Source organism: Thioalkalivibrio sp. ALMg9 (assembly GCF_000380625.1).
Classification (GTDB): Bacteria; Pseudomonadota; Gammaproteobacteria; order Ectothiorhodospirales; family Ectothiorhodospiraceae; genus Thioalkalivibrio; species Thioalkalivibrio versutus.
Window position 1 is genome coordinate 334,523 of record NZ_AQYC01000008.1, and the last position, 13,099, is coordinate 347,621.

7 protein-coding genes and 1 riboswitch are annotated in these 13,099 nt (G+C 65.8%); of the genes, 3 read left to right on the plus strand and 4 right to left on the minus strand.

The window, feature by feature from the left end; translation table 11 throughout:
- Position 1 precedes the first annotated feature (1 nt).
- Both F792_RS0106865 and F792_RS0106870 read left to right on the plus strand, forming a co-directional pair.
- Complete coding sequence (locus F792_RS0106865) at positions 2-5,704, plus strand: Hpt domain-containing protein (protein ID WP_018168943.1); 5,703 nt, start codon at positions 2-4, stop codon at positions 5,702-5,704.
- Entirely contained in the window at positions 5,701-6,192 is a 492-nt protein-coding gene (locus F792_RS0106870; protein ID WP_018168944.1) for a hypothetical protein, read from the plus strand. The genes F792_RS0106865 and F792_RS0106870 overlap by 4 nt, the downstream gene beginning before the upstream one ends.
- Positions 6,193-6,246: 54 nt before the next feature.
- Here the strand turns inward: F792_RS0106870 and F792_RS0106875 are convergent, their stop codons facing one another.
- From F792_RS0106875 to metK, 4 genes are all read right to left on the minus strand, one after another.
- A complete protein-coding gene (locus tag F792_RS0106875; protein ID WP_018168945.1) occupies positions 6,247-6,993 on the minus strand; it encodes a 16S rRNA (uracil(1498)-N(3))-methyltransferase in 747 nt (248 codons plus the stop codon).
- 5 nt (positions 6,994-6,998) lie between these two features.
- Positions 6,999-7,853 carry a methylenetetrahydrofolate reductase [NAD(P)H] gene (metF, locus tag F792_RS0106880; protein WP_018145135.1) on the minus strand — a complete coding sequence of 285 codons (855 nt, stop codon included), beginning with the start codon at positions 7,851-7,853 and terminating at the stop codon, positions 6,999-7,001.
- Between the two features lie 95 nt (positions 7,854-7,948).
- Positions 7,949-9,361 carry an adenosylhomocysteinase gene (gene ahcY / locus F792_RS0106885; protein WP_018168946.1) on the minus strand — a complete coding sequence of 471 codons (1,413 nt, stop codon included), beginning with the start codon at positions 9,359-9,361 and terminating at the stop codon, positions 7,949-7,951.
- 19 nt (positions 9,362-9,380) lie between these two features.
- Positions 9,381-9,461: riboswitch (S-adenosyl-L-homocysteine riboswitch) on the minus strand.
- 33 nt (positions 9,462-9,494) lie between these two features.
- On the minus strand, positions 9,495-10,667 hold the full coding sequence (gene metK / locus F792_RS0106890) for a methionine adenosyltransferase (RefSeq protein ID WP_018145137.1): 1,173 nt from the start codon (positions 10,665-10,667) through the stop codon (positions 9,495-9,497).
- 406 nt (positions 10,668-11,073) lie between these two features.
- On the opposite strand from metK, the gene tkt reads away from it, so the two are divergent.
- Complete coding sequence (gene tkt / locus F792_RS0106895) at positions 11,074-13,074, plus strand: transketolase (protein ID WP_026305920.1); 2,001 nt, start codon at positions 11,074-11,076, stop codon at positions 13,072-13,074.
- Positions 13,075-13,099 lie beyond the last annotated feature (25 nt).

The following is a 13,099-nucleotide window of genomic DNA, read 5'->3' on the forward strand; positions in this document are numbered from 1 at the left end:
GATGGCATCCAGCGCACTGAACTGGGTCCGCGACGAGCTCGACAAGCTGTTTGTCGAGGTCCAGGACGCGTTGCGACGGTACTCCGACGATCCGGGCTGTCGCGATTGTCTGGCCGAGGCGCGCAGTCGTGTCGAACAGATCCGCAACACCCTGGTCATGGTCCAGGTCGACAGCGTGGTCCTGATCTGCGACGAGATGTTGCAGGTCCTGGGTCAGATCGAACGCGCTGACGAGCCGAATGTGGCCGCCACCGAGCCGCTGCTACGGGCCGCCCTGCAACTGCCCGACTACCTCGAGAACGAAGGCGATGGCGAATTGCCGTCGCCCATGATCCTCGTCCCTCTGCTGAATGAGCTGCGCAATAGTCGCGGCGCTTCGTTGCTGCTGGATGTCGCGGCATTGATGCCGGACCCGCAGACAGTGGACGATGAGCGTGTGGGCTCGGGTGGCGATGTGCTCGACCCGACATCTCGCGTCCCGCTGCTGCAACAGGCGCGTCGGCGCTTTCAGCGCGATCTGCTGGAATTGGTGCGCGGCGAAGATGCGACCGAACCGGCCGCCCGAATGCAGGCGACCGCCCGCGTTGTGGAGGAGGCCGTTCCGGCGGGCGAGGCCCGGCGCTTGTTCTGGGTCGCCGGTGCGATGCTCGAGGCGGTCGCCGAGGGCGGTGTCGAAGCCGATACCGACGTGCGCCGACTGGTCGGGCGGGTCGATCGCGAACTCGGACGCTATCTGAACGCCTTGTCGGCCCATGTGGAGGCCGGTAATGCCGGATCGGAACCGGACTACGAGGCATCGCCCGACCTGATCAAGACCCTGCTGTTCCACGTTGCCTGTGCGACCTCCGAGGGCGAACAGACCCGCGCCGTGCGCGAGGTATTCGGGCTCGACCGGTTGAGCCTCGTGGAAGGCGGTACCGGGGTGGGCCGTTCGGTCTACGACAACCTGCGCCAGGCCTTGGAAGACGACCTTGCCGAGGTCCGCGAGCGGCTGGATGTCTTGATGCGGTCACAGGTGCGGGGTGTCGACGACCTCGAGAGCCTGCGCGGGCAGGTCGAGCGTATTGGCTCGACGCTCAGTCTTCTCGGGCTGGATGCCGGGCAGGACCACACCGACGCCCTGATGGCATCGCTCACTCCCGAGCGCGCGGGCGCGGCGGATGAACAGGTCGACATGGTGCTGGCGGAGCACCTGCTGGCGCTGGAATCTCTGCTGGAATCGGGTCTGCGCCGCAAGAGCGCCAGCCCCACGCCCCAGGCCGAATTCGATCGCGCGCTGGCGGCGGCCGTCTACAAGGAGGCCCTGGTGGATGTGCGCCGGGTCCGCGACATCTTCCTCGGATTCCTTGATGCCGGCGCGGACGCCTCTGGCGATGGACTCGACGAGGCCCGCGAGGGCCTGCGCCGGATCGAGGGCGCGATGTCGATGTCCGGCTTCGAGGCCCTGCACGCCCTGCTGGGCCCGCTGATCCGTCATCTCGATTCCCGTGCCGGCATGGCAGCGGCCGAACTCGACGAAGGCGAGATCGACGCCCTTGCCGAGGTCCTCAGCAGTATCGAGGTCGCCCTGGAGTCTTCTGGACAGCCCTGGCGTGAACTGGACAGTGTCCACGAGCGGGGGATTTCGGCCCTGCAGCGCATTGGTGCGATCTCCGGCGGCGACGTCGCCGCCGTTCATCTGGCTTCGGTCCCGGATGCGCCGGCGGCAGACACCGGGGCTGAATTGGACCCCGCCGGCCTCGCCGAACCTCCGGTTTTCGATCTCACACCCAACGACGAACCTGGCGAAGAGCCATTGGACACGCTCGCCGCCGATGCCGATGCCGATGCCGATGCCACGCCTGTCGTGCAACCGGCGAGCCCGCTGCCCGCGGCCGGTCGCGATTCATTGCCTTTCGACGACACCGTGCTGGCGGAGCAGGTCCGCGGTCCGGAGGTCGACCTGGAAATCCTGGAGATCTTCCTCGAGGAGGCGGACGAGGAGGTAGCCAGCCTGGGTGAACATTTCCCGCGCTGGCAGGCCAACCCGGCCGATCTCGACAGCCTCTCGGTTATTCGTCGTTCCTTCCACACACTGAAAGGGTCGGGCCGGTTGGCCGGCGCCTTGCGCCTGGGCGAGTTCGCCTGGGCCGTGGAGTCGTTCCTCAACCGCCAGCTGGATTCCGGCCAGGAGGCGGACCACGCCACGTTGCAGGTGATTGAGGATGGCATCGGCGTCCTGCCCGGACTGGTGGCGGAGGTGCGTGACGATACCGGGCCGGTTACGCCGGTTCTGGACATTGCCCTGCGCCTGCGGGCTCTGGCCGGCGGCGAGCCGGAACCCGAGGCCGAGGCGGAGGATGACGAGCCGGCTGTGCGCGCTGCGCCGCCGGGTGCGGACGCGGAGTTCGAGGCCCTGGCGCGTACCCTCGACGAACTGGACGCACCGGATTCGCTCGCAGGCGCCGAGACGGCGGCCCCCGACCAAGACGCGGCGGCCGACGAGCTCCTGCAGGAGCCGGGCGCCTTTGTGCCCGATCTGCCGCCGGATGCCCTTGCAGCGGCGACCGACAAAACGGAATCCGCCGAGTCCGAGCACGGCGGAACCCTGGATTCGCCGTGGGAGACGGAAGAGCCGTCGGCGGCTGAGCGGTCTGCTGAACCGCTGGATCTCGACGCCCTGGAGCTTCCCGCCGATGCCTTCGAGGTGACCGAAGAGGCGCTGACCGAGGGCGACACGATGGCCCCGGATGTTGCGGCCGATGTCGGGGAGGATTCCGGCGCCGTCGAGGAGGGTGCCCTCGAAGGTCCTGTAGACGGAGAGGCCGAGGCTGAAGAGCCGGAACTTCCGTCCGAGCCCATGGCCGCTCGCATGGACACGGATCCCCAGCTGTGGCAGGTGTTTGCCGCCGAGGCGCAGGTCCATCTGCTCGCGCTGCGTGGCTGGCTGGACGAGTCCCAGTGGCGCCCGGACCGGGTTCCGAACCATGACCTCGAGCGGGCGCTGCATACCCTGAACGGCAGCGCCCGGACGGCCGATATCCGTGGCATTTATTCGGTGTGCGGACCGTTCGAACGGCTGGTCCGGATCCATCGCGACATGGAATGGGCACTGCCGCCGCAGGCCATCGAGTTGCTGCGGCAGCTGGAGACGTATGTGGCCGATGCAGTCGGCGACGAGGCACCGGACCCGCTCAAGGTCCTGGACCCGCCGCCCTGGGCCCCCGAGGTCTATGCCCTGCTGGATAATGCGACCGCGGAACAGCTGCTGCGGACTGAAGATGATGCCAGCGAGGAAGAGTCGACCGACTTCGACGACCTCGATGTCGCCGAGTCGGCCGCAGAGTCGGAACCGGAACCGGAGATCGACTGGGAGTTTGCCGAGGTCTTCATCGAGGAGGCGCGCGATATCCTCGAGTCTGCGTTCACGGCCCTGAATGGCTGGCGCGAGACTGGGGGGCGCCCGGGGCCCGATCAGAATGCCTTCCAGCGCGAAGTTCACACCCTGAAGGGCAGCGCCCGCATGGCCGGTTTCACCGTGGTCGGAGCCATTGCGCACGCCCTGGAAAGTGCGTTGAGCGTGGAGACCGAGACCGGTCTGGAGCCGCGCGACGGCTTCTTCCAGCTTACCGAGCGGGCCTTGAGCGACGTACAGCGCCTGGTCGAGCGCGGGGTCGGGGCCTGGCAGATGGACGAATCGGCCAGCGAATCGCTGCCCGCACTGCGCGCCTGGGCCGGGGGTGAAGCGGACGCCGAATCGACCGAAGCGGAGCCCGAGACGGACACGTTTGAGAGCGACGACTCCGAAGCCGAAGCCACCTCCGGGAAGGATCTGGAGGTCGAGGAGGCCCGGGCGGAGACGGACCGGCGCAGCCACGAGACGCCGGAGACCGAGGGCCGGCGGATCCAGGATCAGGTGCGCATGGATGCCGAGGTCCTCGACAGCCTGGTGAACAATGCCGGCGAGCTGGCGACCTTCCATCGCCGCTTCGAACAGACGGTTGGGCGGGTCGAGAGCCAGGTCGACGAACTGGAGCGCACCATCGCCCGTCTGCGCGACCAGCTGCGCAAGCTCGAGATCGAAACCGAGACCCAGATCCTGTTCCGGGTGGAGGAGGAGAGTGGCGAGGACGCCCTCGACTTCGATCCGCTGGAAATGGACCGCTATTCCGGCATCCAGCAGCTGTCCCGCGCGCTCGCCGAGAGTGTCAGTGACCTCGAGGCCCTGAAGCAGGAAGTCGGTGACGAGTTGCAGAATGCCGGGGGCATCCTTCTGCAGCAGCGGCGCGTGGGGACCGATCTGCAGGACCAGTTGATGCGTCAGCGCATGGTGCGTTTCGCGCGTATGGCGCCGCGGCTACGGCGGGTGGTACGCCAGGCGGGCGAGGACCTGGGCAAACAGGTCCGCGTCGAGTTCACCGGCCAGGGGGCCGAGCTGGACCGTGCCCTGCTGGAGCGCCTGGTGTCGCCGTTGGAGCACCTGCTGCGCAATGCCATTGCGCACGGCATCGAAGACGCTGCCGAACGGGAACATGCACACAAGCCGGCGCAGGGCCAGATCGATGTCAGTCTGGAGCAGTCCGGCAGCGAGATCCGGTTGCAGGTCACGGATGACGGTCGGGGCATCGATGCCGAGGCGATCCGGGCGCGCGCGGCGGAGCGCGGGCTCATCGCGGCGGATGCCGAGGTCACGGATGCCCAGGCCCTGCAGCTCATCCTGCAGTCCGGTTTCTCCACTGCCGCCGAGGTCTCGCAGGTGGCGGGGCGCGGCGTTGGCCTGGACGTGGTGAACAGCGACGTGAAACAGTTGGGCGGCACGCTGGAGATCCAGTCGACGCCAGGCAAGGGCTCGCGTTTCACCATGCGCCTGCCGTTCACCCTGGCGATTTCGCAGGCTTTGCTGGTGCAGGTGGGCGAAGAAACCTTTGCCGTCCCGATGGCCTCGGTGGAGGGCGTGGTTCGCGCGCGTGCCGAGGAGATCGATCGCCGGGACGACGAGGCAATCTACAACTACATCGGTCAGGACTACGCAGTGCGCGGGCTCGGTGACTTGATGGGTGTGGAGAGTCAGGCGGGCGTCGAACACTTGCCGGATCATCCGTTCCCGTTGTTGCTCGTGCGCGCCGATGATCAGCGTATCGCGTTGCGCATTGACGGCCTGCTGGGTAGTCAGGAGGTTGTGGTGAAATCGGTGGGCCCGGTCCTCAGTCGTATCCCGGGTGTGGCCGGTGCCACCCTCCAGGGCGATGGTTCGGTCATGCTGATTCTTGATCTGAGCATGTTGGTCAGGTTTGCCTCCGCGACGGCGTCCCTGGCGGAGACGCCGCAGGCTGTTGTCGAGACGGCGAGCGCGAAACGGATCATGGTGGTGGATGACTCGATTACCATTCGCAAGGTCACCGCGCGCCTGCTGACGCGCCACGGCTACGACGTGGTCACGGCCCGTGATGGTCTCGATGCGGTGGGCCTGCTCGACGAGCGACGCCCGCAGCTGATCCTGCTGGACGTGGAGATGCCGCGCATGGACGGCTTCGAGTTCGCCGCCCACGTGCGCGATCATCCGGACTTCGGGGGGGTGCCCATCATCATGATCACCTCGCGTAGCGGGACCAAGCACCGCGAGCGCGCCAACCGTCTCGGGGTCAACGGTTATCTCGGGAAACCGTATCTGGAGAATGACCTGCTGAACGCGATCCGCGAGCAACTCGAAGGGATACCGGCATGAGCGAGGAAGCACAGGGTCAGGCCGTCGAGGCGGTGATCGTTCAGCTGGATAGCGGCTCCATCCTGCTCCCGCGCAGCGCCTTTCTCGAGGTGACCACCCGCGCCGGGGCCGTCCAGCAGGAATCCGAGCATCCGGATGTCCCGTGGCTGCAGCCCAGCCTGGTCTGGCAGGACGTGCAGGTGCCGGTGATCAACGTGAACCAGTTGCTGGATCCGGGCCGCGATAGCGGCGAGGATCGCCGGCGGTTCACCCGCCTTCTGGTGATGCAGGCGGTGATGCAGCCGGATCACCTGCCGTTTTATGCCCTGGAGGTGCGCGGTACGCCACATCCGGTGCAGATCACCGCGCAGAATATCTACGCGCTGGAGGACGTCGACGCCACTCCATGGTCCTGGCGGGTGAAGGCCTCGGGCGTGACGACTCACTTGCTTCGGCTGGATACCCTCGAGCAACGTCTGCTCGAGCTTGCGGAGACGCAGCCAGCCTGATCAGTGCGGCGGCGACTCGAGACGACACCACCGGGGGGTTCCCGCCTGTTGTGACTAGCCTCGAAGGTCTCCGAGACGCGCCTGTACCAGGGTGATCAGGGCCATCGCGGCCGTCTCGGTGCGCAGGGTCCGCGGGCCCATGCCGACGCCCAGAAATCCGCCTTCCCGCGCCTGCTCGTGTTCCGCGGGCGTGAGCCCCCCTTCCGGTCCGATATACAACGCCACTGCGCCGGGCGGGTGCCCGCGGGCGACCAGGCGGTCATCCAGCCCGGGCGCGCCTTCCTCGGCGAGCAGCCCGAGGCTGTCCGGGCATTCCGCGAGTGCGGCCGCGGGCAGGGCCGGTTGATGTAGCGCGGGCAGTTCATTGCGGCCGCATTGCTCCACAGCGGCCTGCAGGATGCCCTGCCAGTGCCTCTGGCGCTTCTCCAGTCCCTTGTGGGCGGCAGCCGAACGCGAGCGCTCGCACAGCACCGGGCGGATGGACTGAACGCCGAGCTCCACGGCCTTCTGAATGGCCAGGTCCATATGGTCGCCGCGGGCCACGCCCTGCAGCAGGTGGATCGGAAACGCGGGATGGGTCGGGGCGGCGGCACGTTCGCCCAGATGGAAGGTGCCGTGGCGTCGGTCGGTGAGTTCGAGGGTCGCGTCGAATTCGTTGCCGAGGCCGTCGAAGACGCGGCAGGGGGCACCGCTTTTCAGACGCAGGACGGTGGTGGCGTAATGCAGCCGGTCCTGTGGGGCGGGGAGCGACTGCCCCGCGGCCAGTGCCTCGGATTCGAGCAGCAGCCGGGGGCAGCGCATGCCGTCTACTTCCGGTTGTCGAGGTCCAGGGCCTTCCAGATCTGTTCGGTCGGGCCGGCCTGGTTCATGGAGTAGAAGTGGATTCCCGGCGCGCCGTTATCGAGCAGGTCGTCGGTCAGGCGCGTGGCGACCTCGATCCCGAATTTGCGGATCGATTCCTTGTCGTCGCCATAGGCCTCCATCCGTTTGCGGATGTAGCGCGGGATCTCGGCGCCGCACATCTCGGAGAAGCGCACGATCTGGGTGTAGTTGGTGATCGGCATGATCCCGGCAATGATCGGGATTGTGATGCCCATCTTCTCTACCCGTTCCATGAAGGCCACGTAGGCGTCCGGATTGTAGAAGTACTGGGTGATCGCGGCGTCGGCGCCAGCGTCCACCTTGGTCTTGAAGTTCTCCAGGTCCTTCTCGGCATTCGGTGCCTGCGGATGGAACTCCGGATAGGCCGCGACCTCGATCTTGAACTGGTCGCCGAACTCGGCGCGGACGAACTCAACCAGCTCGGAGGCATAACGGAAATCACCGCCGGAATGCTTGGTGCCGGACGGCAGGTCGCCGCGCAGCGCCACAATGCGCTTGACCCCGGAATCGCGGTAGGTCGACAGCAGGTCCCGCAGCTCGTCCTTGGTCGACGAAATGCAGGAGACATGCGGGGCGGCGGGGATGCCATCGTTGTCGATGATGTCCCGGACCGTCTCCAGGGTGCGGTCGCGGGTGGATCCCCCGGCGCCGAAGGTGACGGAATAGAACTCGGGATTCAGTGCGCCCAGACGCTTGCGGGCCTTGGCCAGGCGTTCGGCTCCGGCCTCGTCCTTGGGCGGGAAAAATTCAACGCTGTAGACGCGTTCTTGTGCAGACATGTTTGTCCTCCAGACAAAAAGAAGGCGGACCGCACGAACATGCGGCCCGCCTCGGCGTTCACATTACCAACGAATTGAAATGTGAGGCTGGCCGATCAGTAGCGGTAGTGTTCCGGCTTGAACGGGCCATCCGCCGACATACCCAGGTACTTCGCCTGATCGTCGGTAAGACGGGTCAGGTTGGCGCCCAGCTTGAACAGGTGCAGCTGTGCGACCTTCTCGTCCAGGTGCTTCGGCAGCACGAAGACGTTCTTGTCGTACTGGTCACCCTTGGTCCACAGCTCGATCTGAGCCAGGGTCTGGTTGGTGAAGGAGTTGGACATCACGAAGCTCGGATGGCCGGTACCGCAGCCCAGGTTCACCAGGCGGCCTTCGGCCAGCATGATGATCCGGTTGCCATTCGGCAGGATGATGTGGTCAACCTGCGGCTTGATGTTCTCCCACTCGTACTTGCGCATCGCGGCCACGGCGATCTCGGAGTCGAAGTGACCGATGTTGCAGACGATGGCCTGGTTCTTCATGCGGGTCATGTGATCTTCGGTGATCACGTCCTTGTTACCGGTCGCGGTGACAAAGATCTCGGCCTTGTCGGCCGCGTCTTCCATCGTGACGACGCGGAAACCTTCCATCGCGGCCTGCAGGGCGCAGATCGGGTCGATTTCGGTGATCCACACGGTGGCACCGAGGCCGGCCAGCGACTGGGCGGCACCCTTGCCGACGTCACCGTAGCCGCAGACCACGGCGATCTTGCCGGCGATCATGACGTCGGTGGCGCGCTTGATGGAGTCCACGGTGGACTCGCGGCAGCCGTACAGGTTGTCGAACTTGGACTTGGTGACCGAGTCATTGACGTTGATCGCCGGGAAGGCCAGTTCGCCGTCTTTCGCCATCTGGTACAGGCGATGCACACCGGTGGTGGTCTCTTCGGTCACGCCCTTGATCTTGGCGAGCTGTTCGGAGTACCAGGTCGGCTGCTTGGCCAGGCGATCCTTGATCGAGGCAAACAGGGCGACTTCTTCTTCGTTCTCCGGGTTGGAGATGACCGACTGGTCCTTCTCGGCCTTGGCGCCGATGTGCAGGAGCAGCGTGGCGTCACCGCCATCGTCCAGGATCATGTTGGCGCCGCCGTCGAATTCGAAGATGCGGTGGCAGTAGTCCCAGTACTCTTCCAGGGTCTCGCCCTTCACGGCGAAGACCGGGGTGCCGGCGTCGGCAATCGCGGCCGCGGCGTGGTCCTGGGTGGAGTAGATGTTGCAGGAGGCCCAGCGCACGTCGGCACCCAGGGCTTCCAGGGTCTGGATCAGCACCGCGGTCTGGATGGTCATGTGCAGGGAGCCGGCAATCTTGGCGCCCTTCAGCGGCTTGGAGGCCGCGTACTCTTCGCGAGTCTGGACCAGACCGGGCATTTCGGTCTCGGCAATCGCAATTTCCTTGCGGCCGAATTCGGCAAGGTTAATGTCCTTGACGACGTAATCGGTGTTCTTTTTGTCGTTCATCACAGCATTCATGGATCAACTTCTCCGTTTATCTGGATGAGCGCCGTGTTCATGTTTCAGGGTGCATCCGGCTGAGCCTGACGGTAAAACCGCTGCAGCGCTCCTCAGCCGGATGGGTATTTCTTCTAAGAAGTGTCGGGGACTCTTAGAGGCCCGCCATCTTCTTGAGTTCCTCAGCCTTGTCGGTGCGCTCCCAGGGGAGGTCGACATCTTCGCGGCCGAAGTGACCGTAGGCGGCGGTTGCCTTGTAGATCGGACGCAGCAGATCCATCATCTGGATCAGGCCCCACGGGCGCAGATCAAACACTTCGCGCACGAAGCCTTCGATCTTGCGATCGTCCAGCTTGCCGGTGCCGAAGGTGTCGATCGTGATCGAGGTCGGCTCGGCCACGCCGATGGCGTAGGAGACCTGGATCTCGCACTTTTCGGCCAGGCCGGCGGCAACGATGTTCTTGGCCACGTAGCGACCGGCGTAGGCTGCGGAACGGTCCACCTTGGACGGGTCCTTGCCGGAGAACGCGCCACCACCGTGACGGGCCATGCCGCCGTAGGTGTCGACGATGATCTTGCGGCCGGTCAGGCCAGCGTCGCCCACCGGGCCGCCAATCTCGAACTTGCCGGTCGGGTTGATGTGGAGCTTGTCGTCGGCGACCTGGCTCAGCCATTCAGCCGGCAGGACCTTCTTGAAGATCTCTTCGTAGATCGCTTCCTTCAGATCCTTCTGCGAGATGTCCGGGCTGTGCTGGGTCGACAGGACCACGGCGTCCAGACCGGCCGGCTTGCCATTTTCATAGCGCAGGGAGACCTGGCTCTTGGCGTCCGGACGCAGCCACGGCAGCTTGCCGCTCTTCATCAGTTCGGACTGGATGCGCACCATTTTGTGGGCGTAGAAGATCGGGGCGGGCATCAGGGTATCGGTCTCGCGCGCGGCGTAGCCGAACATCAGGCCCTGGTCGCCAGCGCCCTGGGTGGCGCGGTCGGAGACGTCGCGGTCCACGCCCATGGCGATGTCCTGGGACTGCTCGCCCAGCACGTTCAGCACGGCGCAGGTCTTGCCGTCGAAGCCGACGTCGGAATCGTTGTAGCCGATCTCGACGACGGTGTCGCGCACCAGGCGCTCGTAGTCGATCTGCGCGCCAGTGGTGATCTCGCCCAGCAGCATGACCATGCCGGTCTTGGTGGCGGTCTCGCAGGCGATACGTGCATGCGGGTCCTGCTCGATGATGGCGTCGACGATGGTGTCGGACACCAGGTCGGCCATTTTGTCGGGGTGACCGGCAGAGACAGATTCCGAAGTAAAGATATAGTCGTTGGACATTAAGCGTTCCTTTTGGGGTCGTTTCGATTTAGTTTTGCGCAAAACGACCTCTAGTGTAACGCGACTCGCAGGATTTTTCTAAGCCCCTCCCCCGCGACAGTCAGGGCATCGGTGTCCCGGCCGGCGGCGAGGGCGCAGCGTGGCGCGGTTTGGGGGCGACTTGCCCCGGTGCCCGAAAGTGGCCAAAATGCACCGCCTTTGATGGGGAGTGCTGCCCGCCGCGCGTTCGCGTGGCCGAGTAAGGGTCCGCTCCCGCAGGCTGCTCGGGCCACCGCCGTGCGCTGGCGCGCCGGCCGGTACTGGTGAGCCCTCGTTCGGTCGACTCGTCCGGGTCTGCCGCCGCTGGCGCCTCGCGCCGCCGCCCGCCATCAGCCGAACCCAATACTACTTAGAGCAGGAGATCAGCATGCCGACCCGTAGAGAGCTTGCCAACGCCATCCGCGCCCTTTCGATGGACGCAGTTCAGAAGGCCAATTCCGGTCACCCGGGAGCGCCGATGGGGATGGCGGATATCGCCGAGGTGCTGTGGAACGACTACATGCAGCACAACCCGGCGAACCCGAGCTGGCCGGATCGCGACCGCTTCGTGATGTCCAACGGTCACGGCTCCATGCTGGTCTACTCGCTGCTGCATCTGAGCGGCTACGACCTGCCGATGGACGAGATCAAGCAGTTCCGTCAGCTGCACTCCAAGACCCCGGGCCACCCGGAATACGGCTACACCGCCGGTGTCGAGACCACCACCGGTCCGCTCGGCCAGGGCATCTCCAACGCGGTCGGCATGGCGCTGGCCGAGAAGATGATGGCCGCCCACTTCAACCAGCCCGGTCACGACATCGTCGACCACAACACCTACGCCTTCCTCGGCGACGGCTGCATGATGGAAGGGATCTCCCACGAGACCTGCGCGCTGGCCGGCACCCTGGGCCTGGGCAAGCTGGTCGCGTTCTGGGATGACAACGGCATCTCCATCGACGGCGAGGTCGAGGGCTGGTTCACCGACGATACCCCGGCCCGTTTCGAGGCCTATGGCTGGCACGTCGTGCGCGGCGTGGATGGCCACGACGCCAACGCGGTCAAGGCCGCGATCGAAGAGGCGCGCCAGAATAGCGACAAGCCGAGCCTGATCTGCTGCAAGACCGTGATCGGCTTCGGTTCCCCGAACAAGTGCGGCAAGGAAGAGTGCCACGGCGCCGCCCTGGGCGACGACGAGGTCGCCCTGACCCGCAAGGAACTGGGCTGGGAGCACGGCCCGTTCGAGATCCCGGGCGACATCTACGAGGGCTGGAGCGCGAAGGACAAGGGTGCCAAGGCCGAGACCGAGTGGAAGGAACGCTTCGCCGCCTACAAGGCCGCCCATCCGGAACTGGCCGCCGAGTTCGAGCGCCGGATTGCCGGCGATCTGCCGGCTGACTGGAGCGAGAAGGCCAACGCCTATATCAAGCAGACCATCGAGAAGGCCGAGAAGGTCGCCTCGCGCAAGGCCTCGCAGAACGCGATCGCCGGCATGGCCCCGGCCGTTCCGGAACTGCTGGGCGGTTCCGCCGACCTGGCCGGCTCCAACCTGACCATGTATGGCGGGTCCAAGGGCGTCACCCGTGACGACGCCGCCGGCAACTACGTGTTCTACGGCGTGCGCGAGTTCGGCATGGCCGCAATCATGAACGGCATCGCCCTGCACGGCGGGTTCATCCCGTACGGCGGTACCTTCCTGATCTTCTCCGACTATGCCCGCAACGGCATCCGCATGTCCGCGCTGATGAAGCAGCGCGTGATGTACGTGCTGACCCACGATTCCATCGGTCTCGGCGAAGACGGCCCGACCCATCAGCCCATCGAGCAGACCCCGAGCCTGCGTCTGATCCCGAACCTGAACGTCTGGCGCCCCTGCGACGCGGTCGAGACCGCCGTCGCCTGGAAGGCCGGCATCGAGCGTACCGACGGCCCGTCCGCGTTCATCCTGTCGCGTCAGGGCCTGCCGCACATGGAGCGTGACGGCGAGCAGCTCGCCAACATCGCCCGCGGCGGTTACGTGCTGAAGGATTGCGACGGCACCCCGGACCTGATCTTCATCGCCACCGGTTCCGAGATTGAACTGGCCGTGCAGGCCGCCGACGTGCTGAGCGGCGAAGGCAAGAAGGTCCGCGTGGTTTCCATGCCCTGTGTCGAGCTGTTCGACCAGCAGGATCCGGCCTACCGCGAGGCCGTGCTGCCGAAGGCTGTGCGCGCCCGTGTCGCCATCGAGGCCGGCGCGACCACGACCTGGCACAAGTTCACCGGCCTCGACGGCGCGGTGTTTGGCCTGGATCGCTTCGGCGAATCCGCCCCGGGGGGTGCCCTGCTCGATTACTTCGGTTTCAAGCCGGAGAACATCGCCCAGGTCGCACGTGACGTGATGAACGGCTGAGCCCGAATCGATTTCGCTTAAGCAA

Coding starts and splice junctions, on each gene's coding strand:
- F792_RS0106865 (WP_018168943.1), top strand. CDS start 2: ATGGCATCCAGCGCACTGAACTGGGTCCGCGACGAGCTCGACAAGCTG.
- F792_RS0106870 (WP_018168944.1), top strand. CDS start 5,701: ATGAGCGAGGAAGCACAGGGTCAGGCCGTCGAGGCGGTGATCGTTCAG.
- F792_RS0106875 (WP_018168945.1), bottom strand. CDS start 6,993: ATGCGCTGCCCCCGGCTGCTGCTCGAATCCGAGGCACTGGCCGCGGGG.
- metF (WP_018145135.1), bottom strand. CDS start 7,853: ATGTCTGCACAAGAACGCGTCTACAGCGTTGAATTTTTCCCGCCCAAG.
- ahcY (WP_018168946.1), bottom strand. CDS start 9,361: ATGAATGCTGTGATGAACGACAAAAAGAACACCGATTACGTCGTCAAG.
- metK (WP_018145137.1), bottom strand. CDS start 10,667: ATGTCCAACGACTATATCTTTACTTCGGAATCTGTCTCTGCCGGTCAC.
- tkt (WP_026305920.1), top strand. CDS start 11,074: ATGCCGACCCGTAGAGAGCTTGCCAACGCCATCCGCGCCCTTTCGATG.